Annotated in this window: 15 protein-coding genes; 10 read left to right on the top strand and 5 right to left on the bottom strand. The window is 75.5% G+C overall.

Going from position 1 to position 23,128, the window contains the following annotated elements:
* The first annotated feature begins 86 nt into the window (after positions 1 to 86).
* From C9F11_RS40230 to C9F11_RS40200, 8 genes are all read left to right on the top strand, one after another.
* Positions 87 to 2,735: a dynamin family protein gene (locus C9F11_RS40230; protein WP_138965153.1), complete on the top strand. Its 2,649-nt coding sequence runs from the start codon at positions 87 to 89 to the stop codon at positions 2,733 to 2,735.
* A gap of 56 nt (positions 2,736 to 2,791) precedes the next feature.
* The gene (locus C9F11_RS47805) at positions 2,792 to 6,274 is read left to right on the top strand and encodes a hypothetical protein (protein ID WP_171076009.1); all 3,483 of its coding nucleotides are present in this window, start codon (positions 2,792 to 2,794) and stop codon (positions 6,272 to 6,274) included.
* Positions 6,275 to 6,279: 5 nt separating this feature from the next.
* The gene (locus C9F11_RS49770; RefSeq protein WP_138965151.1) at positions 6,280 to 7,569 is read left to right on the top strand and encodes a hypothetical protein; all 1,290 of its coding nucleotides are present in this window, start codon (positions 6,280 to 6,282) and stop codon (positions 7,567 to 7,569) included.
* A 121-nt stretch (positions 7,570 to 7,690) separates the two neighbouring features.
* Positions 7,691 to 8,608, top strand: a complete 918-nt coding sequence (locus tag C9F11_RS40220) for a hypothetical protein (RefSeq protein WP_138965149.1) — start codon at positions 7,691 to 7,693, stop codon at positions 8,606 to 8,608.
* A 76-nt stretch (positions 8,609 to 8,684) separates the two neighbouring features.
* A complete protein-coding gene (locus tag C9F11_RS40215) occupies positions 8,685 to 9,095 on the top strand; it encodes a VOC family protein (RefSeq protein WP_138965147.1) in 411 nt (136 codons plus the stop codon).
* 31 nt (positions 9,096 to 9,126) lie between these two features.
* On the top strand, positions 9,127 to 9,639 hold the full coding sequence (locus tag C9F11_RS40210) for a helix-turn-helix transcriptional regulator (RefSeq protein ID WP_138965145.1): 513 nt from the start codon (positions 9,127 to 9,129) through the stop codon (positions 9,637 to 9,639).
* A gap of 5 nt (positions 9,640 to 9,644) precedes the next feature.
* Complete coding sequence (locus C9F11_RS40205; RefSeq protein WP_171076008.1) at positions 9,645 to 10,304, top strand: glyoxalase; 660 nt, start codon at positions 9,645 to 9,647, stop codon at positions 10,302 to 10,304.
* 17 nt (positions 10,305 to 10,321) lie between these two features.
* Complete coding sequence (locus tag C9F11_RS40200) at positions 10,322 to 10,756, top strand: YdeI/OmpD-associated family protein (protein ID WP_138965140.1); 435 nt, start codon at positions 10,322 to 10,324, stop codon at positions 10,754 to 10,756.
* 79 nt (positions 10,757 to 10,835) lie between these two features.
* On the opposite strand, the gene C9F11_RS47800 is transcribed toward C9F11_RS40200, so the two are convergent.
* From C9F11_RS47800 to C9F11_RS40185, 4 genes are all read right to left on the bottom strand, one after another.
* Complete coding sequence (locus C9F11_RS47800) at positions 10,836 to 11,600, bottom strand: protein phosphatase 2C domain-containing protein (RefSeq protein WP_171076007.1); 765 nt, start codon at positions 11,598 to 11,600, stop codon at positions 10,836 to 10,838.
* The gene (locus C9F11_RS47795) at positions 11,597 to 12,448 is read right to left on the bottom strand and encodes a vWA domain-containing protein (protein WP_171076006.1); all 852 of its coding nucleotides are present in this window, start codon (positions 12,446 to 12,448) and stop codon (positions 11,597 to 11,599) included. Before C9F11_RS47795 ends, C9F11_RS47800 begins: the two co-directional genes overlap by 4 nt.
* 2 nt (positions 12,449 to 12,450) lie before the next feature.
* Positions 12,451 to 14,418, bottom strand: coding sequence for a caspase family protein (locus tag C9F11_RS49765; protein ID WP_138965136.1), 1,968 nt, complete (start codon positions 14,416 to 14,418; stop codon positions 12,451 to 12,453).
* A gap of 81 nt (positions 14,419 to 14,499) precedes the next feature.
* Positions 14,500 to 18,003 carry a CHAT domain-containing protein gene (locus C9F11_RS40185; RefSeq protein WP_138965134.1) on the bottom strand — a complete coding sequence of 1,168 codons (3,504 nt, stop codon included), beginning with the start codon at positions 18,001 to 18,003 and terminating at the stop codon, positions 14,500 to 14,502.
* 524 nt (positions 18,004 to 18,527) lie between these two features.
* On the opposite strand from C9F11_RS40185, the gene C9F11_RS40180 reads away from it, so the two are divergent.
* The gene (locus tag C9F11_RS40180; protein ID WP_138965132.1) at positions 18,528 to 19,940 is read left to right on the top strand and encodes a SpoIIE family protein phosphatase; all 1,413 of its coding nucleotides are present in this window, start codon (positions 18,528 to 18,530) and stop codon (positions 19,938 to 19,940) included.
* 48 nt (positions 19,941 to 19,988) lie between these two features.
* On the opposite strand, the gene C9F11_RS40175 is transcribed toward C9F11_RS40180, so the two are convergent.
* The gene (locus C9F11_RS40175; protein ID WP_138965130.1) at positions 19,989 to 21,488 is read right to left on the bottom strand and encodes a hypothetical protein; all 1,500 of its coding nucleotides are present in this window, start codon (positions 21,486 to 21,488) and stop codon (positions 19,989 to 19,991) included.
* Between the two features lie 235 nt (positions 21,489 to 21,723).
* On the opposite strand from C9F11_RS40175, the gene C9F11_RS40170 reads away from it, so the two are divergent.
* Positions 21,724 to 22,911, top strand: a complete 1,188-nt coding sequence (locus C9F11_RS40170) for an aminoglycoside phosphotransferase family protein (protein ID WP_138965128.1) — start codon at positions 21,724 to 21,726, stop codon at positions 22,909 to 22,911.
* The last annotated feature ends 217 nt before the right edge of the window (positions 22,912 to 23,128 follow it).

The following is a 23,128-nucleotide window of genomic DNA, read 5'->3' as shown; positions in this document are numbered from 1 at the left end:
TGAGCGCCGACCGCGGCGGGTTGGTCACGGTTCCCGGGGGCCTGCGGCACCACGCGCGGGGCGGCGCAGGGGGGAGGTCCGCTGTCATGGGCGCCAGCACGGACATGTACGCCCAGTGGGCGGTCGGCATGCTCGAGGCCCTGGAGCGCGCTCCGGCGCACGAGAGGGACGAGGGCGCCCTGGCCTCCCGGCGGGCGGAGTTCCGCTCGGGCGTCGCCCATCTGCTGGGCGAGGCGCGCGATCCGCTGTCGATCGGGATCGTCGGCGAGTTCAGCGCGGGCAAGTCGCTGCTGATCGAGGCGCTGCTCGGGATGCCGGGCCTCCTGTCGGTGAGCCACGTGCCGACCACGGGCAACGTGACGGCCATCCGCATCGACCAGTCCGGCGACGACGAGCCGGGGCCGACCCTCCAGGAACGCTCGGTCGTCTACTGCACGGCGCCCGAGACGGCCGAGCTGATGGCGCATCTGCACCGCAGGATCGGGGAGTTGGCAGGCCTGGAAGGGCTTGGTGAGCGGGAGCTCGACGCGCTACGCGCGGCGCGCCCGGGATCCGAGGGGTGGCAGCCGCTGGTCGACTGGTGCCATCGCCACGGCCGTTTCGCGCAAGGCTCCAAGATGGCCGCGGTGGCCGCGGAGACCCTGCGCCTGCACGACGCGTACGAAGAGGGCGCGCCGCTGCTCGGGCGACGCTACGACCTCACCGACGCGCAGGCCAAGCGGGCCATGTCCCTTCCCGACGCGCCGGCGGACCCGGGCGGCGGCTGGGACCGGCGCGACGCGGTGGCGCCGGGCGGCCGGATCCCGGACGACGTGCTCGCCGCGTGCGTGCCGCTGATCAGGAAGATCGAGCTGCGGGTGCGGGTGCCGCGGGCCGTGTGGGACCTGGCGGACGTGGGCGCCCTCACGCTCCTCGACTTCCCCGGTCTGAACAGCCAGATGTCGGGTGAGCGGGACCGGTTCCTGAGCCGCCGCGAGCTGCGGGACATCCACACCGTGCTGGTCCTGATGAACGCCCAGCGCGGACCCGTGGGCAGTGAGCAGGACTTCTTCGACATGCTGCGCGAGCCCACGGCGGACGGGCGCGAGCGCAGGTCGGACGAGGAGCTGCGCGAGAGCATCCTGGTCGCGGGCGGGCGCTTCGACCAGCTGCCCGTCGACGACCCGGCCGGGCTGCGGGCCGCGCTCCTGGACTCGCCCGAGCGGCTGACGGAGCGACGGCTGCGCGGCCAGCCGGACACCGCGATGCTCGACACCATCGTCGAGGCCGCGCAGTCGCTGCTGCCCGCCGGGCAGCACAAGCAGCTCATCCTGGTCTCGCCCATGGTGGGCCTCGCCGCGCTGCGCGCCTCCGGCGCCCTCGGCGGCGAGGGGGCGGGCGGGGCGCGCGCCCGCGTGCGCGAGGCCGACGGCGGCGCCGGGCAGCCGGCGCTGACCGGTCTGTGGGCGCGCGTCGCCGACCGGCTCGAGGCCGATGCCCCGGGCAGCCGGCTGATCCGGGCGTTGCGGGAGTACGCCCACGACGGCGGGCTGCGGCTGCTCCGCGGTGAACTCACCGGGCACGCCCGGGAGCACGGCGGCACCCTCAAGGCCGGCGCCGTGCGCCGCCGGGCCACAGCGGTGGACCGGGCCCGGCTCGCGCTGATCACCGCGGAGCGCTCGGCGCACCCGGAGGTGGAGTACCCGCCCGCGTACCAGGAGATCCAGCGGACCCTGCACGCCACCCGGCAGGCGCTGGCCGCGCTGCGCGAGGTGCTGGTCCTGGAGCGGGCCACCGACGGGGCGCGCGGGGACGACGCGCTGCGCCGGTACCTGGTCGACGAGGCCGCCATGGCGGTCGCCGCGTGGCCGCAGTGGAAGGAGCTGTTCGCCGCGGTGGACCGGGAGCGGCACCTGGTCGTGGTCCCGCACGCCACCGAGGGCGACGCGGACTTCGCCCAGCACATCCAGGACGAGCTGGCGCTCCTCGGGCTCTTCACCCAGGAGCCCGCCGCGGAGAGCGATCCGGCGCCGGGCATTCCGGATGGTCCCGAGGAGCTTCTGGTGGCGTTCCGGGGGTCCCACGAGGCGCTCCTGGCCCTCGTCCACGACCGGATCCGGGCCGCGTACGAGGAGCGGCTCGACGAGCACGCCGGGGTGCTGGAGGACCTGCGCCGCGGCTGGATCGAGATCACCGCCGAAGAGCAGCGGCGCGGGGGACTGGCGCCGCCGCGCCGGGACCGGCTCGGCGCGCTCATCGCGACGACCAACCCGGAGTGGTACCGCGCCGAGCTGCGGCAGACGGTGCCTCCGCAGCCTGATCCGGCGGATGTCGACGCGGGCTTCCCGCTGCGCCTCGACCGCTGCTTCCCGTGGCATCCGGACCAGCCCGAGGACCGCGACCCGCTGGAGCGCCACGTCGCGCACGTCGTCCGGATGCGGCGTGAGCTGGTGGCCGCGCTCGTGGATCTGGTGCACGGACATCTGGCGGCGCACCAGGCGGAGTTCGCGCGGCAGGCGGGCAAGGCCCTGGCGCAGGGCGAGCGGTTCGTGAACGCCACGGACACGCCCGAGCTGCTCCTGTCCGGGCTGCGGGCCGACGGCGCGGCCCGGGGCGCCACGCCCCTCGACCTGGCCGGGCGCCTGGAAGCGATGCCCCTGCCTCGGCCGTCGCCGCACTCCGGGGCGCCCCAGGGCGCGCGAGTGTCCACCGTCAAGAGCCCCGCCACACCGCCCGACGCCCCGCGCGAGGCCTGATCCACGGAGACGCCATGGGACTGCACGCCCGTTTCGTAGCCTCGGGGCCGTCGTGTGTGGCGGACGCCCACGGCGGCGGATTCACCCTGCTCGGCCCGCTGTCGGCCGTCCAGCTGCCCGATGTGGAGCTGCGGCCGACCGGCGGCGGTGTCGTCGTCAGCAAGGCCGAGGTGCTGCGCACGGACCCCGGTCTCCCGGCGCTGGACGCCGCCGCGCTCGACGGGGCGTTCCGCTCCGTGGAGGGCCAGGTCGTCCAGGCGCCGACGACCGTACGGGCACACGGCCCCGTGGCACTGGCCGGGCCGCCGGGCGTGACCGCGCTGCCGCTGGTCGTGCGCTTCACGCACCACGAGATCAATCCGGTCACCGGGCGTCCCGTCGGCACCATCCACGCCACCACCGAGCTCGCCACCACGCTCCGGCTGGACATGGCCGTGTCCCCGCCCGTCCCGTCGGCCCCGCCGGTCTCCCAGGCCGCTCCGGCGCAGGAATCAGGTTCCGGGCAGTGGTACGACGCCACCCTGTGGTCACGCACCCCGGCCGGGGCCGCGCCCGGGCGCGGCCCCGCGCACGCGGCGCCCGGACCTTCCCAGAGCGCGCCGCCCGCCCCCGCGCCCGCGCCCGGCGGCCCCGGTGCCCGCCGGGTGCCGGAGGGCGCCGTGCGGCACTTCGGCTTCGCGGCGGTGGACTTCGGCACCACGAACTCCACGGTCACCGTGCACGACATGCGCCAGCTCGACGTACGCGCCATGTCGCGGCACCAGGAGGCGCGGCTGCGCGAGGAGTTGAGGGAGCTCCTCGCCGATGCGGACGCGTGCGGCGGCGAGCGGGCGCAGTGGCGCGAGCTGCTCACCGACGTCGCCCGGCAGTACCTCACGGACGGCGACGCTCCGCGCCCCGGGGCGGACGGCGGTCAGGCGCTCGCCGACGCCCTGGAGAGCGGCCACGGCGGCGACGGCTGGGTGCACGCGCTGTACACCGCGCTCGAACTGCGGGTCGCGTCCCGGGACGAGCGGCTGCGCCGGGCGGCGACCCCGCTCCTGCACCAGTGCTACCACCGGGCCTTCGACGTGCTGCCGCTCGATGTGCTCAGGCTGTTCCCCGTGGACCTCGACCAGTCGGGCACCACGGAGCTGGCCAGCCGTATCGAGGTCGTCGCCACCGATCCGGAGCTGCGGGTGCGCATGGGCCCGGAGCGGATCCCGGTGGGGGGCCTGCCCATGGGCGGGGCCCAGTCGCACCGGGGCGTCAAGCAGTATCTGGGCCGCGATCACGTGATGCCGGGCCTTGAGCCCTTCACGGCCGACGACCTGATCCGCGAGGGCCTGCGCTATCTGCTCGACCAGGCCGACGAGTACCTCGCCGCCAACCCCAAGGAGTTCCACCAGGGCAGGCTCGACCACGTCGTCATGACGTACCCGACGGTGGCGCCGCCCGCGGTGCGCCGCAGGCTGCGGGAGCTGGTCGGGGCGGGGGCGGGCGGCGCGGGCGACGGGCTCGGCGTCACGCTGGTGGACACCCAGTTCGACGAGGCGGTGGCGGCCGCGCTGTTCTTCATCATGCGGGACTTCGGCGGCGACTTCGTGGCGGGTGTCGAGGCGTTCCGGGCGCGCTGCCGTCCGCTGCCGGGCACGGACCGGGCCTGGCAGCAGAACGTCCTCGTCATCGACATCGGCGGGGGCACCACGGACCTCGCCCTGATCAATCTGCGGCTCAAGGACGCGACGCCCGACCCGGTGCCCGGTCAGGACCCCCGGTTCACCGGCCGCCTGTACGTCCTCACGCCCACGCTGCTCGGCTCCACCGGGCACCTCCAGCTGGGCGGCGACCTGATGACGCTGCGCCTCTTCCGCTGGTACAAGGCGGCCTTCGCCGACCATCTGCTCACCAGCCAGCCGGAGCGCTTCGAGCACGTCGTGGGCTCGCTCAAGGGCCCGTACGCCGTGGACGGCCGCTATGTGCCGCGGACCCTGCTCGACCGCGACCCCGAGATGGAGGGCTATCCGGCGGACCTGGTGGACCGCGTGGTGCCGACGCGCTGGAGCGCCGAGACCGTGGTGACGGTCTCCCGGGAGGACGCGGAGCAGACGTTCTGGCTGCTGTGGGAGCTCGCGGAGGACGCCAAGTTCCGGCTCGGCGCGGGCGAGGCCGCTTACCAGCCGCTGCCGGAGACGCTGGAGGTGCTCCTGGGGCGGCTCGGGGCGGCGGGCGCGCCCGGGGAGGCGGGCGGCGCGTGGGTGCCGGTGCTCGACGCCGCGACGTTCGCGGGGCTCCTCGCGCCGGACCTCAAGGAGATCATGGATCTCGTGGTCGCCCTCACGAAGAACATCGTGACGGGCACCGAGCTCGACCGGATCTTCCTCACCGGCAAGAGCAGCCGGATGCCGCTGGTGCGCCACGCCCTGGAGCGGCGGCTGCGGCAGGAGAGGGAGGTCCGCTGGAACCCGGCGGGCATCGCCGTGGAGGAGGAGTACGGCAAGAAGGCGACGTCGATCGGGGCCTGCTGGGGCCACCACGTGCGCCGCTTCGCCCACACCGTGCGCAACGCCCGGGGCGTCCTCGGCCGCGGCCGCTATGTGCTGCGCATCGAGGTGGACAACCTCAGCTACTACCTGCCGTGCGACTTCGGGCCGACGTACCAGCTGGCGGCCAACGACCCCACGCACGCCCTGCTCCAGGTCGGCGCGCGGCTGAGCCCCATCGGCCCCGGCGGCACCTGGGCCGTGCGCAGCAAGTGGCAGAGCCTGCCCGCGAGCCTGCGCATCCACCGCAACATCGGCACCGGATGGAAGGAGTGGGGCGCCTTCGACCCGGACGCCTGGGTGCGCCTGGAGGAGCCCGGCTTCCGCCTGAACATGGCGGAGTGGACCCGCGAGGCGAGGTTCCAGGTGGAGGTGAACGCCGACCTCGACCTGGCCGTGCACCTCGCGCGCGGCGCGCCGCAGTACGAGGTGGACGGACCGGCCCCGGTCCAGATCGACCTCGGCGGCGCCGGAGGCGAGTGGGTGCCGGTCGAGGTCGTCGCCGACAACCGCGTGGCCGGGGACCGTCCTGACAAGGGCGTGGTCGTGTTCAGCCTGCCGCGGGACCCGCGCCGTCCCGGTGCGGCGGGGGCCGAGGCGCCGCGCTTCGACCAGGTGTTCCGGGTGCCGGGCGCGGGCCCGGGCGCGCGGGCGACGCGGGGCATGACGAGCGGCCCGCTCGGCCCGCCCCCGTACGACGGCTGGTCGTTCTACCTGCGCTACCCCGGCGAGCCCGACCGGAAGTGGGACCTGCTCGGCGTCGTGCCGGTGCCCGAGCGGAGCGGCACGGAGGGGGCGTACGGCACGGAAGGGGTGGAGGCCGAGGAAGGAGTCCCGTACGTGGCGACGCTCGACGAGCAGGGGCGGCTGCGGGTGCACCGGGCGCCGGTGCCGTACTGGAGGGCCGACTCGCTCGCCCGGATGTGGGGCGCGCCGGGTTCGGTGTTCCGGGTGGACATGAGCGACACGAAGGCCTCGTACATCGCCGAGCGCGACCCGTTCAACGGCGGGCACTGACCGCCGTGGACGCGCTGCGCAGGCTCAGCCGACTGCCCGATTCGCATCTGGCGGCGCTGGCGCGGGCCCATCTGGCGGGGCTGCGGGCCGCGTTGGGCGTGGCCTTGGAGGCGCTGCCCGACGACGCGGGCGCGCGGGAGTGCCGGGCCGCGCTCGCGGAGGTGGCGGCGGCGCTGGCACCGGAGGGGGCGGTCGGCTCGCCCCCGGGGCGGGCCCCCGCGTCCGGCGAAGCCGCGCGGGCCACCGAGGCCACGGGCGGTTCCGCCGACGCCGCGGAGTCCGACGAGAGCACCCCGCCGATGGGCACGTCCGTGCCGGTCGCGCGGGAGCCGGTCGCCTCGGTACCTCCTGAGCCGGTGGTGCGTCCCTCCCCGAGCGCTCCGGACGTCGACCCCGAACTGGCCGCCCTGGCGGTGGAGTTGGCACGGAGTCAGGAGAGCGCCGCCTTCCTCGGCCCGCTCGCCGTGCCCGGGGACGCCGACACGGCCGCGCTGTGGCGGTGGTTCCAGCTGACGCTGCTGCGCCTGCCGGGGGCGTACGCGACGCGGTGGCGCGCGCGGGCGGACCAGTTGGCGGTGGCGGCGCGGGACGCGACCGAGGAGCGGTGGGACGAGTGGCGGGCGCTCGACGGCGTCGAGGTCCTGCTGCCGCCCCTGCCCCGGGCGGGGGTCACCGGCGTGCGTCTCGGCGCGACGGGGTCCCTGGCGCACTGGGCGGTGGCCGCCGCGGACGGCGAGCACGGCGCGCCCGGGGCCGTCGGTGAGCTGCGGTCACCGCTCGCCGTCGGCGTCGTCCTTGCCGGCTGGGTGACCGAGCTGGCCTGCCTGGACGTCCAGTTGCACCACTGCCTGGAGAGCGTGACGCGCCGGGGCGTGGCGCCGCTGTACGACGCCGAGCACCGCGCGGCCTACCGGCTGGAGCTCGCCCAGCGGCTCGGGCGCCTGGCCCGGCAGCCGCCGGGCTCCCCGGAGGAGCTGCGGGCCGCCCTCGCGGTGGACGAGGCGCTGTGCTCGGTCCTCCATCTGCCGCCCGCCGCCCCCGGCAGCTGGTGGGCGCGGGTCGCCGAGGCGTCCCAGCGGGCCGTGCTGGAACTGCGGCGCCGGGTGCGGGACAGCGGCGCGGACGTCGCCGTGCAGGTGCTCGCCCCGACCTATCGCGAGGCGCGCCGCCGCACCGGGGGCAACGACATCCCCCTGGACGCGGGCGGGCGCAAGGGCCAGGTGCTCGCCGGGCTGCGGCTGTGGGCACACGTCGACGGCCGCGAGCTGCCGGGCCGGGCGGTGTACCGGGCATGAGGCGACGGCGGCGCGGTGGGCCCGAGGCGGCGCGCGGCACGAACGGCGGGCCCGCGGGAAACGACAGGCCCGCAGGAGACGGCAGGCCCGCAGGAGAGGGCAGCCCCGCAGGGAGCGCGGTATGAGCCCCGCGCCGGGCCGCCCCGCGCGCTGGCCGACGAAGACCGAGTACGCGGAGGCCGTGCAGGACCCGGCCGCGGCGTTCGCGGAACCGGAGCTGGCCGGGGGCGTCCTCGACCTCAACCGGCTCGGCATGCCGCGCACCAGCTCCGGGCGGAGCGCGGTGGTGTTCCGGCTGCTCGGGCCGCGCGGCGCCTGCGCGGTGCGCTGCATGACGCGGCCGCCCGCCGCGGGCGCCCAGCGCTACGACGCGCTGAGCCGCTATCTCCAGGGCCGCGCCTGCCCCGCGCTGACCCCGGCGACGTGGCTGGAGCGGGGCATCCGCGTGGACGGCGTCTGGTGGCCGGTGGTCCTGATGCCGTGGGTGCCCGGGGACACCCTCGACATCGCGCTGTCCCGGCGGCTGCGCGAGCCGCGGGCCCTGCGGCACCTCGCCGCCAACTGGCGGGTGGCGCTGCGCCAGTTGGACCGCGCCGGCATCGGTCACGGCGACCTCCAGCACGGCAACGTCCTGGTGGACGACGAGCTGCGGCTCCAGCTGGTCGACCTGGACGGGGTGTGGGTGCCGGTCGGGCAGGAGTGGCCGCGCGCCGACGCCGGTCACCCCGACTACCGCCACCCCAAGGAGGAGGGCGGGCTGCGCGGGGTGCGCCTGGACGCCTTCCCCGCCTCCGTCATCTTCCTGTCGACGCTGGCCGTGGCCGCGGACCCGGGCCTGTGGAAGCTGCACACCCAGGAGAACCTGATCTTCCGGGCCGCCGACTTCGCCCGCCCGCGCGGCACTCCCCTGTGGGACCGCCTCGCCCGCTCCCCCGACCCTCACGTGGCGGCCCTGGCCGCCCGCCTCGCCACCGACTGCGAGCGCGCCCCCGGCCAGGCGGGCACTCCGGAGGAGCTGGTGTCCGCCCTGCACCCGTGAACGTACGGGGGGTGCCCGGATGGATCCATCAGGAACCGAGAAGCGCGCCCACGGAGCTGCGTCTAGCCTGCTCGTCATGGACATCACCATTCACACGGTCTCTCTTCCGCACGACGACCCGGACGCGTCGCTCGCCTTCTACCGCGACGTCCTCGGCTTCGAGGTCCGCAGCGATGTGGGGCAGGGCAGGATGCGCTGGATCACGGTCGGCCCGGCCGGGCAGCCGGGTACGTCGATCCTGCTGGCGCCGCCCGCTGCCGACCCCGGCGTCACCGAGGACGAGCGCCGCACGATCACCGAGATGATGGCCAAGGGCACCTACGGCTGGATCCTGCTGGCCACCCCGGACCTCGACGGCACGTTCGAGAAGGTGCAGGCCGGTGACACCGAGGTCGTCCAGGAGCCGACCGAGCAGCCGTACGGCGTCCGCGACTGCGCGTTCCGCGACCCCGCGGGCAATCTGATCCGGATCCAGGAGCTGCGCTGAGCCGTGCGGGTGTCGATGAAGGGGGGTTCCCATGTGTAGGCCCGAATGGCGGCGTGCGCGCGTCCAGGCCCAGCGCCTGGCCGATCTCGCGCGGCTGCGCCGCGTCCGCGACCGGATCGACAGGGAGTACGCGCGGCCGCTGGACGTGGAGGCGCTCGCCCATGCCGTGAACATGTCCGCCGGACAGCTGAGCCGGCGGTTCCGGGCCGCGTACGGCGAGTCGCCGTACGCGTATCTGATGACGCGTCGCATCGAGCGGGCGACGGCGCTGCTGCGGCGGGGCGACCTCAGCGTCACCGAGGTCTGCCGCGCGGTCGGCTGCGCGTCCCTCGCCACGTTCACCATCCGCTTCACCGAGCTGGTCGGCATGCCGCCCGGGGCCTTCCGGCGCCGGGCGGCGGACGCGGCAGCCGACGCCGCGGGGACGACCCGCGACGCGGGGGCGGCGATCGAGGTGGAGGGGATGCCCGCGTGCGTGGCGAAGCAGGTCTCGAGACCGGTCAGGATTCGAGAAGCCCCGGCCGCCGCACAGCCCCTAGCGTGAGGGTCATGGCAACCACCACGTCCACCGCGGCCCCCACGTCCCTCGCGTCCGTCACCCTTGAGGTGGCCGACCTCGATGCCGCTCACCGCTTCTACGGCGCCTTCGGCGTGGACGCGTACGTACGCCTGCGGGCGTCCGCGGCGCACTCCACCGGATTCCGCGGCTTCACCCTGGGGCTCACGGTGTCCGGGCCCGCCACCGTCGACGGCTTCTTCGGCGCCGGCGTGGACGCCGGGGCCACGGTCCTCAAGCCCGCCGCGAAGTCGCTGTGGGGCTACAGCGGCGTCGTCCGGGCCCCGGACGGGACGATCTGGAAGATCGCGACCTCGGCGAAGAAGGACACCGGCCCCGACACCCGCCGGATCGACGAGGTCGTTCTCCTGCTCGGCGTCGAGGCCGTCAAGGCCACCAAGCAGTTCTACGCCGAGCGGGGCCTGACCGTGGCCAAGAGCGTCGGCGGCAAGTACGTCGAGTTCGCCCCCGGCCAGTCCAGTCCCGTCAAGCTGGCGCTGTACAAGCGCCGTGCCCTGGCCAAGGACCTCGGCGTGCCCGTCGACGGCACCGGCTCGCACCGCGTCGTCATCGGCGGCACCGCCGGCGCCTTCACCGACCCGGACGGGTTCGCCTGGGAGGCTGCCGCGCCGCACGCCCCCACGCCGTCCTGAACCACAGAAGGAAGATCATGAAGTTTTGGACCCACGTCGAGCCGCCCGAGCCCATGCGGGGCCTGGAAGTGCCGCCCGAGGTGGTGGCAGCGCTCGGCGGAGGCGCCCGGCCACCGGTGACGATCACGGTCAACGGGCACTCCTGGCAGAGCCGGGTCGCCATCCTGCGCGGCCGCCACCTGCTCGGCCTCAGCAACGCCAACCGGCAGGCCGCGGGCGTCACGATCGGCGAGGAGGTCGAGGTCGACGTCGAGCTCGACACCCGGCCGCGCGTCGTCGTCGAGCCCCCGGACTTCGCCCGGGCCCTGGACGACGACCCCGCCGCCCGGGCCGCGTACGACAACCTCACCCACAGCCGCAAGCGCGAACACGTGCGTGCCGTCGAGAGCGCGAAGAGGCCCGACACGCGCCAACGGCGCATCGAGAAGGCCATCGCGACCCTGCGGGGCTGACACCCGAGCCGCACGACTCCGGCTCGGTCGTCCTCCGTGCCGACCGCGGTGCCGGTGGTCCCCGAAGCCGGAGCCCGTCTCACACCTGTGCGACGCGGCAGCGCACCAGCGTGATGTCGTCCTCCTCCAGTTCGCCTCGTCGCCACAGCGCCCGCACCTTCGCCGTGAGGTCGGCCTCGTCGCACCGGCGCAGGAAGCGCCACACGTGCGGGCCGTGCGCGGTCTCGGTCAGGGCCCAGCGGGCCAGGGCGTCCGTCATGACGAGGAGGTCGTCGCCCGCGGCTCCGGCTCCGGTGGTGACGCGGGCGGCGGTCACCGCGTCCGGCAGTGCCGTGGCCGAGGTCGGGAGCAGGGCGGGGGCGGACGTGAACTGCTCGGGGCGGTGGAGGGGGAACGACAGGGTCGGCGCGTCGGCGCGCAGGGTGACCAGGCAGGTGTCGCCGACGGCCACGGCCTTCCACCGGAGGGTGTCGGCGCCGGGCGGGGCGGGCTCCGTCACGAGCCCCAGGAGGGTGGCGTAGCTGCCGCGTTCGACGGCGTCCCAGAGGTACGGGGGCGCCTGCGGCGGCAGGCGTACGCACCGCGACCACTCCTCGGCGGCGGCGCGGACCCAGCCGCTGAGCGCCGGGGCGTCGAAGCCGTCGGGCGGCCGCGCCACGAACCGGCTGACGAGGCAGCGTGCCCAAGGCCCTGAGGCGAGGGCGCGCGTCGCGCCGTCGGAGACCGCGATCAGTCCGCGCGCCGGGTCGAGGGCGGCGGCGTCCTCGCTGGGTTCCGTGGCCGACTTGGGCACGGCGAGCACCTCGGCGCCGACGAGCGCGAGCCGTGGCCCGGATCCGGTCACCCGGCCCGCACCCGGCCCGTGGTGGCGGTGCCGATCCGCATGAAGTCGACCAGCTCGGGCACGTCCGCGTTGTACACGAACCCGCGGGCTCCGGGGGCGATGCGGTCGGCGTAGCCCGCCTCCTCCACGAGGCCCGCGGGCAGTTCGCTGGACATCTCGTACAGCAGCGCGGTCGCCGGGTCCGCGCCGCCGACGGGCGCGGACGGGAAGTACACGGCCTGCTCGCCGCGCGCCGACAGATGGAGGTTGAACAGGAGCAGGCGTCCGTCGGCGGTGCGCAGCCTGCGCAGCCGGGCCGCGGCCCGGCGCGGGTCGCCGTCGGTGGCCATGCCGTCGGTCACGTGCAGCACGATGGGCGGGAAGGAGTCCCGGTGCCGGGCCGCCCAGCGCTTGAGCACCTTGTGCGCGTACTGGAGCGCCGCGCACATCGGTGTCGAGCCGTGCCAGACCGGGTCGAGCCACACCATGCTGCGGCGGCTGACCGGGCGGTAGCGGCCCTCGCCGTCCGGGAGGAGCTTCTCGCGGGTCTCCACGCGCGCGTAGCGCGGCAGATGGGCGCTCGGCACGAGCGGGTCGCGGCCGTCGCCGCCGACGACGGGGACGACCGTGCCGGGTCCGCCGTAGCCGATGACGCCGACGTCGAAGTAGTGCCGGGGCTCCTCCTCGCGCACGTCCTTGGTGCACTCGATGAGCACGGCGTACAGCACGTCGTTGACGGTGTCGCTCAGGGCCTGGCCCTTGCGCACCTGCGCGCTGCCGCCGATGGCCTGCTGCATGGTGCCGGACTGGTCGACGAGGAAGAGGAAACAGCCGGGCCGCCGCCGGTCGATGCGCTGTTGGTAGGGCACGGTCACCTCCCGGCGTCCGGGTCGTGGGCGGGGCGGCGCCCGTGGTGCAGGAGGACGTCGCAGCGCGTGACGCGGTAGCGCACCCGGGGCTCCGCGGTCCCGGGCGTCCGGGCGTCGCGGACGCCGGTGAGGACGTCGTCGACCAGCCGCTGGAGGGCCGAACCGCCGGGCCCGCGCCGGGCGATGCCCCGCTGGGCGAGCCGCGTCAGGTCCTGCGGGCGGTCGGTGACGACGGCGACGAGGGTCTCGGGGCGTGGCGCGCCGCGGGGCAGGCCGTCGGGCCAGTACAGCTCGATGCCCGCGAGGCGGTGGCTGCCGGGGAGCCGGAACAGCTCGTAGTGGTCGCCGGGGCCGAGGCCGACGCCCGCGGGCTCGGTGGTGGTGAGCTGGGTGACGGCCCCGCGCAGACCGATGTCGAACACGGAGACGTAGCGGCGTTCGGCGGCCCGGTTGTGGAGGCGGACGACGATCTCGTCTCCATGGAAGGCATGGAAGGCCTGGAAGCCGTGGAAGGCGTCGGCGCCGTCGCGGTCCAGGGCCTGTTGGGTGCCGTCGGCGCACAGCAGCGCGTAGTGGAAGGTGACGTCGTCGGGCAGCGCGGCCGGGCCCGTGCCGGAGGCCAGGGCGCGGACGTGGGCGGCCCGGGCGAGCTGCTGGAGGTCCAGGGTGAGGGAGTCGAGGGCGGTGTCGGTGGTGGGGGTGGCGGCGGAGCGCAGCGGCTCGCCCTCGGCGTCGGCCAGGCGCAGCCCGTCGGCGGTGAGGGTGAGGACGGCCAGGGCGGGCTCGTCGCTCCGGGCGGTCCGCAGGTGGGCGCAGGCGTTGAGCCGCGCGGCCACACGGGCGTGGTCGGGGTGGTCCGCGGGCGTCAGGAGGACGGGGCGGCGGCCCAAGGAGACGTGCAGCGGGTGTGCCTCGGTGCCCGGTGGGGGGCGGGTCTCGCCGCCCGGTGCCTGGTCGGCCGCCCCTGCGACCTGGAGGCGCAGCCGTGCCGTCCCGGCCTCCGCGCGGTCCACCACGGCGGTGGTGAGCGGCCGTTGCGGGTCGCCGCCCGGGGGCACCAGTGCGTACCGGTCGCCCACGGCGATGCCGAACAGCTCCGCGCCGGTCAGATACGCCCCGTCCCGGTCGAAGCCCACCGGGAGCACGCCGGTGGCCCGCTGCTCGGTGGTGTCGAACAGGAGCCGGTCCGCGGGCCCTTCGACCTCCGGCCGCTGGAAGGGGACGACGTCGAGGACGGCGGGCCGCAGCAGGCCCAGCAGCGTGCGCCAGGTCAGCCGGTCGGCGCCGGGGGCGCGCAGGAGCCGGGCGAGGCTCGCGGTGAGCAGGCCGCGCGGGCCGTCGAAGCCGGGCAGCTCGACTTCGTAGGCGCTGGCGTCGGGTTCGCAGGCCACGAGGCGCACGACGGACGGGTTCGACTCGGCGGCGGGGCGGCCCGTGCGGGGCGGGGCGGCCCGCACGGCCGTCCGCCAGGCCCGGTACACCGTCGCCCAGTCGCGGCCGTCCGTACGGGCCTTGGGGATCTGGCGGGCGGTGCGGGCCATGCGGGCGGAGTGGCAGCTGTCGATGATGGTCGTGACGTTCGCGGTGCGGGCGCTCAACTCGTCCTGGAGCAGGCTCAGCTCGTCGGCGAACAGGCCCCGGAACGGGCCGGGCGGGCCGGGCTCGTCGATGTCGGTGGGGCACAGGTACCGCAGGCGGTCGGGGCGCCCGGGGGCGGCGGGCGCGGAGCGGGGGGCGCGCGCCTGGCCGCCGTGGCCCGAGTAGTAGACGACGGCGGCGTCCCCGGCCTCGGTGGCGTCGACGAGCGCGCGGTAGGCCTCGATGAGGCCGCGCCGGGTCGCGCCCCGCCCGGTGGCCCGGGTCACCTCGAAGCCGAGGGGCGTGAGGGTGTCCGCCATCAGCGCGACATCGGCGTCCACGCCGCGGAGCACTCCGGTGCGGCAGCCGATGAGCAGTGCCCGTTGACGCATCGCAGCCCCCCGTGACGCGCGCCGTGGCAGCCAGGATGGCACGGCGGACCACCCCGGTCACCCCCGCGTCCGCGGCACGTGTCAGACGCCGATGTGGATGAACGGGGCCCAGTGGTAGGGCAGCGGGGACGTGTGGCGGGTGAGGGCCGTGGGCGGGCGCCCGTCGCGTGCGCACGCGGCCGCGGCGGCGCCGCCGGTGGTCTCGCGCAGGCGCTCGTACGCCGTGGCGCGCCCGTCGGCGTCCAGGGCGCGCAGGCGGCGCTGCGCCGTGGTGAGCGCGTCGGCCACGGGGGTGCCGGGGCGGGCGAGCAGTGCTTCGTAGAAGTACGTCATGAGGACGGCTCCCGAGGCGTCGTCGACGGGCCACAGGGACACCACCGCGTGCCGGGCGCCCGCCGCGACGGCGGCGCGGACCAGACCGATGACGTCGCCTCCCGCGGTGGCTGTGCCGCGCCCGGTGTGGCAGGCGGAGAGCACGACGAGGTCGGCGGTCAGGTCGAGTCCGGTGACGTCCCCGACGGTCAGCCGGTCGTGCCCGGCGAGCGCGACGTGGCTGCGGTGCGGGCCGCGCTCGTGCAGCACGCCGTGGGTGGCCAGGTGCAGGACGGCGCGGCCGGGGGCGGACGCGGTGACGGCGGCGGCCGTGGCGGCGTCGCCGAGCAGCGGTTCGGTGCCGAGGAGCCGGGCGATGGCCCGCACTTCGGTCGCCGTTCCGGGCAGTCGGGCGAGGCCGCGACCTGGTGCGTACGCGGGGTCGCCGACGAGCAGCGCGGGCGCGTCGCGGCGCGGGGGCCGGCCGCCGCCGGGCCGGGTGATGAGCGAGGCCGACGGCAGCTGGGAGATCACGCACCGCTCCCCCAGCGGCACGTCGTCGAGGGGCAGGACGGCGAACGGCACGAGGGTGAGCGCCCGGTGCGGCACCACGTACAGGCGGCGGCGCCCGCGCACGGCGTCCGCGACGGGGCCGAGGAGCAGCCGCGCGAGGGCGCCCGCGTCCGCGGTGTCGTGGTGGCCGCTCGCGCACGCGGAGTGGAACCTCCGTACGGCGCAGGCGAGATCGCGGTGGTGCACGGTCCTGCGGGCGTGCCGGGCGCCGTGCCGGTCGACCGCCCACGTCACCAGGTCGTCGTCGAACGTCTCGTACATCAGGAGCAGCGCGTCGTCGGGCAGGGCGGCGCGCACCGCGTCCAGGCGGGTGCCGCGGATCCGCCGTTCGCCGTCGGCGCGCCCGCGCAGCAGGCCCGGCGCGTGCGTGGCCACGTGGGCCTCGGCGGCCTCCAGCTCGTCCTCGGCGGCGAGCACGGTGGCGCGCAGGCGCGCGGAGGACGGGGTGTGCGCGACGTCGCCGGTCACGCTGTCCACGAGCCCCTCGTAGGCGGCCGCCCACGCGGAACCGGCGCGCAGCCAGCGGCGGGCGGCGTCCAGCGGCGGCCCCTGCGGGAGGTCGTCGAGGGCGCGCAGCACGTCGACGGCGATGCCGCGGCAGCGGTCGGAGAGTTCGAAGGCGAGGGCGCGTTCGGCGTCCGGGTCGACGGTGTCGTGCGGGCCTTCGCGGTGCTGGTCGGCCCGGCCGAGGCGGGCTTCGTCGGCCCGGCCGAGGTGGGCGCGGGCCGCGATGTGGTACATCGCCGCGACGTTCACGTCGTCGGTCATGGAGGTGCGCAGGACGTCCCGGACGAGCTGGTCCGACCAGCGCTCGAAGCGGGCCACCGCGTCCTCGCCCACCCGGGCGGCGGTGGTGTGGTCGCCGAAGGCCTCGGCGAGCTCGGCGCGGCGCGCCAGGTCCTCCCAGGGGCGCTCCGGGTCGCCGCACCAGGAGGTCTCGTCGAGGACGCCCAGGGCGTGGCGGGCGGTGTGCGGGTCGCCGAGGCGCAGGAAGAGGCTGACGGCGTGGTCGGGGTGCAGGCCGCCGCTCCGGAAGAGGCGGGAGGCGAGGGCGTGGGCCTGCTGGCGCCGGCCGAGTTCGTACAGGAGGACCGTCCGCAGCAGCGCGTCGTCCCCCGCCCGGTCGAGCGCGGCGCGGAGCACGGCGTGCGCCTCGTCGCGGAAACCGGCCTCCAGGGCTTGGCGGCCCCGGTGGCGCAGCAGTTGGGCGGGGGCGCGCCGCAGGCTCTCGCGCACGATGTCGATGGCCTGCCGGGCGGGCGGCCAGGATCCGGCGAGGCGTTCGGCCGTGGCGGCCACCTCGCCGAGCCGCGCCTGGGCGACGCCCTTCAGGTCCGGGTCGGCGAGCGCCTCCACGGCCCGGTCGAGCGCCAGGGCGAGTTCGGCGGCGCGCAGCCAGCCGCGCTCGTCGGCGCCCCGTTCGCGCAGGGCGGTCGTGGCGTGCGCGGTGTCGGCGGCGAGGAGCACGGTCGACGCCTGGCGGAAGTTGAGCCGGTCGACGAGGTCGACGTACGCGCGGTCGGTGAGGTCCGCCTCCGGCGGGGCGGTGATCCGGGCGGTGACGAAGCGCGCGGCCCGCAGACAGCGCAGGGCGGCCAGGGTCAGTCCGTCCCGCTGCCAGGCGGCGGCCCGTGCGAGCAGCAGGCGGACCAGGCCCTTGAGGTAGCTGAAGCTGCCGTCGTCGCGGCACCAGCGCGCGAGTTCGTCGAGGTCCCTGCGGTCGGCGTCGTGGCCGTCGGCGAGGCGGTCGAGCAGGCGGTGGGTGGTGGCGAGCGCGGTCAGCGCGCCCGCGCCCGACTGCTCGGCCAGGGCGGCGGCCCGCTTGCCCGCCTGCGCGCGGGCGGGCCCGTCGCCGCGCGTGCGGGGCAGGTGGGCCAGGCGCAGGGCGACGCGGGCGCGGCCGCGCGGGGCGGGCAGGCGCGCGTAGAGGGCGTCGGCCGCCTCGTAGTGGGCTCGGGCCATGGCCGGATCGACGGGTATGTCCTCGGGGGCGCTGCCCGGTTGAGCCGTGGGCACCGGGCCGAGCCGCAGGCCCAGGAGGTCGGGGTGGGAGCAGGGCGTCAGGGCCGCGTCCCCCTGGAGGAGGTAGACCCGGGCGAGCACCCAGGGGTCGCCGTGTGCGTCGTGCCGGCACCGGTCGAGGGCGGCAAGTACGTCGGCGTCGCGGCCCGCGCGGCGGGCCACGTCGGCGGCGGCGAGGTGCACGTGCGCCCGCACCCAGCGCACCAGCGCGGCATCCGCCTCGGGCACGTCGTTAGCCTGCCGTTCCGTGTCGCGCAGCACGTGGGCGATGGCCCAGTGGTCGCCGCTGGTGCGGGCGTTCTCCACGATGCCCCGGGCCGAGAGGAGCCGGGGCAGGAAGCGGGCGGCGCAGAACTCCACCAGGGCCGCCTCCGGGGCGGCCGCCCGGGGCGCTCCCGCGGCCAGGCGTTCGGCGTCGCCCTCGGCGAGGACGGCGCCCCCGTCGCCCGGGTACCAGTTCAGGTCGAGGGCGTGTGCCGCCACGCGCAGCGCCGCGGCCATGTCGTCGACGCCGCCCGGCTCGCGCACGCCCGCGAGGCGGCGCAGGGCCCGTCGGGGCTCGCCCGTCGCGAGGGATCGGGCGCTCGCGACGAGCGGGTGCTCGGGCCGTGTCGCGTCCCGGCCGAGCCCCGGTTCCCCGGTGAGCAGTATGCGGAGCACGTCGTGGGCCATGTCCATGCGCTTCCCCCCACCACCCCGCCTCCGTACGAGAGTTGGGGCTTCACCCGCGATTTTCGGACACCAGCGTACTGAGCGCGACGGCTGCGGGATCCGGCCTCCACCGAACGCCCGCAGTATGCGCCGGGTGTGACGAACAAGCCGGAGGACCAGCACCTTCGCGCCATGTTCCGTTCGCGTGGAAGCCGCGCCACCGTCGGGTGCGCCATGCCGAAGAGCGCGTGCCGGAGCGCGGCGCGGCGGCCCGGAACCACCAGGCGCACCCCCCGTCCCGCCGGCCCCGGAGTGCGTACGGTCGCCTTTTCATCTAAGGACACTGGCATATGACCCCAGCACCACCACATCGGGTGTTGCCAAATCCCTTACGTGCCTGAGTCCGCTGTGCCAGAGTCGTTACCGGTCGAAGAGTTGTTTCTGAAGTCAGCACGGAAGCCGACAGCGCGGCCGGCCAGGAAGCCCGCTGCCCCCACCAGCGCGGCCCCCGCGAGCCGGCCCGGCCGCATCGCATCGCCTACGGAGCCCCCATGCCGTCCCACGTCTTCGCGGACCGAACCGCCCAGCCGCCCGAGCGCGGCCCGGTCGACGCGCTGATCACGCAGACGCGCCGGCTCCGCGGCGAGGTCGACGCCGTGCGCCGCGACGCCACCGCCGACCACAGCGACCCCACGGGCCGCTGGCAGCGCGCCCTGTGCGACCTCGCCGTCCACCAACTCAACGACCTGCACGGACACTTGGCCCAGCTGCGGGACGGCCCGCCGCGCACGCACCGCCCGCACGGCGGCGCCGCGCGGCCGGAGCCGCCGCCCGGCTCCCTGCTCAGCCGCGTGGGCAGTGCCGAGTGGAACCTCCTCACCGACGAGGCCACCTGGTCCGGCGAGCTGTTCCAGATCCTCGGCCGCGACCCGGCCGCGCCGCCGCTCTCCCTCGACGAGCTGCCCTCGCTCGTGCACCCCGACGACCACGCGCTGCTCACCGCGATGGTCACGGACTGCCTGGTCGACGGCAAGCCGATCGACGGCGAGTTCCGCGTCGTGCGCCCCGACGGCGGCGAGCGCCAGGTGCACATGATGGGCGAGCCCGTGCTCGCCGCCGACGGCTCCACCGCCTCCATGTGGGCGGTCCTGCGGGACGTCAGCGAGCTGCGCCGCAGCCAGCTGGCGGTCAGCGAGAGCAGCGACTCGCTCCAGCGCCAGCACCACCTCGCCCAGACCGAGCACCGGCTCGCCGTCGAGCTGCAGGAAGCCGTGCTGCCGCCGTGGCACGGCTCGCTGCGCTTCCCGCAGGGCGGCCCGGCGGGCCTCGACCTCGCCGCCCGCTATCTGCCGTCGTCGTCGAGCGCCCTCATCGGCGGCGACTGGTACGACGCCCTGGAGCTGGCCGACGGCCGGATGCTGCTGAGCGTCGGCGACCTCACCGGCCACGGCGTCACGGTGACCTCGGGCATGGCGATGCTGCTCGGCGCGCTGCGCGGCATGGCCGTCGCGGGCACGCAGCCGGGCCAGCTGATGGCCTGGCTCAACCAACTCCTCGACACCTCGGCGCAGCCCGCCCTCGGCAGCGCCGTCTGCTGTCTGTACGACCCCGAGCGGCACGTGCTCACCTGGTCCCAGGCCGGGCACCCCGCCCCGCTGCTGTTCCGCGACGGGACGGGGCGCCCCCTGACACCTCCGGACGGCGTACTGCTCGGCGCGACGTCCGGCGCGACGTACGAACAGGCCGACGAGCCACTGCGCCCCGGTGACCTGCTCCTGCTGCACACGGACGGCCTGGTGCCGCGGCGTTCCCGAGATGCCGCGACCAGCCGACTGCTCGCCCTCGCGCCGCGCTTCGCCGAAGCGAGGACGGCTCAGGACTGTGTGCGCCTCACGGTCGAGGAGTTCGGCGTGGCCCCGCGCGAGGACGACGCCTGTCTGCTGGTGGCCAGGGTCGACACCTAGTGTCACGAAGCCCTGGCCCCGGCCTCCTGCCGCCGTGCCCGGCGTTCCTCACGCCCGCGCCCATTTCCCTCCTCCGGGCCTGCCCGCGGCCTTGGGCAGGGCGTGCTTGATCTCCTCGCGCAGGTCCTCGATCTTCGGGTAGCCCGCGTACTGGGCGGTCAGCCGGTACATCTCCCGTAGCCGGTCCCACGTGCGGTGCGAGGAGTTCGAACCCATCGACACCAGTGCGAGCCGGGCGTACCGGTCGGCCTGTTCGGGGTCGTCGGCGATGAAGCAGGCCGACGCCAGCGAGATGTAGTCGAAGATCGTGGAGCGGTCGCGGCCCTGGGTGCGCAGGGCGATGGCCTCCTTGGCGTGGCGCTGGGCGACGTGTGCGACGGACGGGTCGTGGTCCGCGAGGGTCCGGTAGGCGAGGGCCTGCATGCCGTGCAGGTCCGCCTCGTCGAACATCTGCATCCAGCTGGGCGGCGGCACGTCCCCCTTGTCGGAGACGAACAGGTCCTCGGCCCGGCCGAGCGTGCGGCGCATCGCCTGCCCCTTGCCCATGGACGCCTGGGCCCAGGCCTCGATGGTGTGCAGCATCGCCTGGGTGCGCGGCAGGGTCTGCTCGCCCGAGCCGGACCTGGCGAGCTTCATCAGGTCCAGGGCGTCGTCCGGCTTGCCCAGGTGCACCATCTGGCGTGCGGCACGGGACAGGGCCTCACCGGCGCGCGGCCGGTCGCCGCCCTCGCGGGCCGCGTGCGCGGCGATCACGAAGTACTTCTGGGCGGTGGGTTCGAGGCCGACGTCGTGGGACATCCACCCGGCGAGGACGGCGAGGTTGGCGGCGACGCCCCACAGGCGCCGCTGGAGGTGGTCGGGATGTCGGTAGGCGAGCATGCCGCCCACCTCGTTCAACTGGCCCACCACCGCCTTGCGCTGGAGCCCTCCGCCACGGGACGCGTCCCAGGCGCGGAAGACCTCGACCGAGCGCTCCAGTTCCTCGATCTCCTGAGAGCCGATGGGAGCGGCCTCATAGCGGTCGAACCCGGCGGGATCGGCGTACAGGGGATCGTCGAGACGGGGGGCGTCGGCCTTCAGGGTCGGATCGGTGTGCAGCCAGTCGTGCATGGCGCTGCTGAGTGCGGAGCCGGCGGCGAGCGCGGCACCCGCGCCCACCAAGCCGCGTCGGTTGAGCATGAGGTCCATTCCCGTGAATTCGGTGAGGACCGCGGCGGTTCGCTCGGGCGCCCACGGCACGCCGTCCGGGTGCTCCACGCTCCCGTCGGCGCGCTGTTTGCCTACGCGCCCGTGCCGGACCAGACCGAGGTCCTCGATGGTCACGACACGGCCGAGACGCTCGGTGAACAGGACCGCCAGGACCCGTGGCACAGGATCGCGCGGGATCTCTCCCATGTCGATCCAGCGCCGCACCCGTGAGGTGTCGGTGGCCAGCTGCGGATGACCCATCGCGGCCGCCTGCCGGTTCACCAGTCTGGCGAGTTCGCCCTTGGACCAGCCGGCGAGGCCGAAGAGGTCCGACAGGCGGGTGTTGGGTTGTCCGTTCACGTCAAGCCCCCAGGTTCTCGGCTGAGTTGACAGTAACCGTCTGTCAGTTGCTGAGCGACTATTCGCCAGGGTTCGCCAGGGTGCGCCACATGGTGTGCCAGGGGCCTCGGGGTGTCAGGTAGGAGTGCGCCACCCCGACCCGGCCCCCACGGGGCATTCCCCAGGGTGCACCCACGGAAGGCCGGGGCGGGAGGGCGCCGCAACTCGCAGGCACACGAAGGGATCTGTATCGCCCATGTACGCAGCATCGTCCTCCGTGTCCGCCCCGCCCCGGCCGCTGCGCCCCCACTCGCCGTCCCGCGGTCCCGCCCGCCCGGCGGAGGCCCCGCTCCAGGGCGGCGGTCCCTATCTGGCCCCGGCGCGCGCCGCGTCGGCGACGCTCGCTCCGGGCCGGCCGCGGCGCGCGCCGGCGACCGCGAACGGGCCGCTCAGCGGGAGACTCGACTTGTCCGGCCCCCAAGGCGCGCAGCTGCGCACGGCCATCGCGTCGGTGCACCGCATCTGTCCGGAGTTCCACCCGGTGCAGGTGCTGCGCCGCAGCGGCCGCACCGTCCTGCTCGTCGGCACGACGGGCCGCAGCACAGCCGTCGCCAAGTGCCTCCTCGACCACTCGTCCGGCTGGACCGAGCGCATCAGGCACGAAATAGCTGCATACCGCTCGTTCGTCAGGCATCGTCCACCCGTGCGCGCGCCGCGGCTCATCGCGGCCGACCCGGACGACTGCACCCTGGTGATCGAGCGGATGCCGGGCCGGGTCGCGGCGCTGCTGCGGCACCCCACGGAGGCCCCGCCCCGGGCGGACGTGCGGGCGGCGGTGGGCGCCGTGCACCGCCTGAACCAGTGGCGCCCGCCGAACGACATGTTCGGCAAGCCGCTGGACTACCCCCGGCGGATCGCGCGCTTCCACGAGCTGGGGCTGCTCACGGACCGGGACATGGGCGACCTCCAGAAGCTGCTGCACGGCATAGCGCACGCGTACGGTTCGCAGCCGCAGGCCATGTGGCAGTTCTGCCACGGGGACGCGCTCCTGTCGAACGTGCTGCTGTCCCCGGCCGGTCCCGTGCTCGTCGACTGGGAGCACGCGGGCTGGTACCTGCCCGGCTACGACCTGGCGACGCTGTGGGCGGTCCTCGGGGACGCCCCGGTGGCGCGCCGCGACATCAGCCAACTCGCCCAGCAGGCGGGCCCGGCGGCACGCGACGCGTTCCTCGTCAACCTGATGCTGGTACTCACGCGCGAGATCAGGATGTGCGAGACGGCGGTGCAGCGCACGCTGCACGACGCCGCCCCGACGGCACCGGTGGGCATGCCCCACCCGGTCGCCGTGCCGTCCGGCGAGGAGCAGCGCCTGCTCCTTCGGCGGCTGCACGACGACTGCCAGATGGCCCGGCGGGCCGTGCGGGCGGCGGTCGGCACGCGCTGACGGGGACGCAGGCCCGTGGTACGCCCTGCTCGGGGCGGACCACGGGCTTTCGCGCGCGCTCGGGTCGCGTGCGCAGGGGCCGCGTGTGCGCAGGGCCCGCGTGCGCACGTCGCCGTGTCGCCGTGTCGCCGTGTCGCCGTGTCGCCGTGTCGCCGGGGCAACTCCCACAGCCGCCCCTGAGGTTGCCCCCAGCCAAGATCTAGGGGTAGCCCCATGT

It is taken from the genome of Streptomyces sp. YIM 121038, from assembly GCF_006088715.1.
In the GTDB taxonomy this organism is placed as follows: Bacteria; Actinomycetota; Actinomycetes; order Streptomycetales; family Streptomycetaceae; genus Streptomyces.
This window is presented reverse-complemented; position numbering and strand designations above follow the sequence as displayed.

Excerpts from the sequence above, each read along its gene's own strand:
- C9F11_RS40170 (WP_138965128.1), top strand. The coding sequence starts at position 21,724 with ATGTACGCAGCATCGTCCTCCGTGTCCGCCCCGCCCCGGCCGCTGCGC.
- C9F11_RS40215 (WP_138965147.1), top strand. The coding sequence starts at position 8,685 with ATGGACATCACCATTCACACGGTCTCTCTTCCGCACGACGACCCGGAC.
- C9F11_RS49765 (WP_138965136.1), bottom strand. The coding sequence starts at position 14,418 with ATGCGTCAACGGGCACTGCTCATCGGCTGCCGCACCGGAGTGCTCCGC.
- C9F11_RS40185 (WP_138965134.1), bottom strand. The coding sequence starts at position 18,003 with ATGGACATGGCCCACGACGTGCTCCGCATACTGCTCACCGGGGAACCG.
- C9F11_RS40205 (WP_171076008.1), top strand. The coding sequence starts at position 9,645 with ATGGCAACCACCACGTCCACCGCGGCCCCCACGTCCCTCGCGTCCGTC.
- C9F11_RS40220 (WP_138965149.1), top strand. The coding sequence starts at position 7,691 with ATGAGCCCCGCGCCGGGCCGCCCCGCGCGCTGGCCGACGAAGACCGAG.
- C9F11_RS40180 (WP_138965132.1), top strand. The coding sequence starts at position 18,528 with ATGCCGTCCCACGTCTTCGCGGACCGAACCGCCCAGCCGCCCGAGCGC.
- C9F11_RS40200 (WP_138965140.1), top strand. The coding sequence starts at position 10,322 with ATGAAGTTTTGGACCCACGTCGAGCCGCCCGAGCCCATGCGGGGCCTG.
- C9F11_RS40230 (WP_138965153.1), top strand. The coding sequence starts at position 87 with ATGGGCGCCAGCACGGACATGTACGCCCAGTGGGCGGTCGGCATGCTC.
- C9F11_RS40210 (WP_138965145.1), top strand. The coding sequence starts at position 9,127 with ATGTGTAGGCCCGAATGGCGGCGTGCGCGCGTCCAGGCCCAGCGCCTG.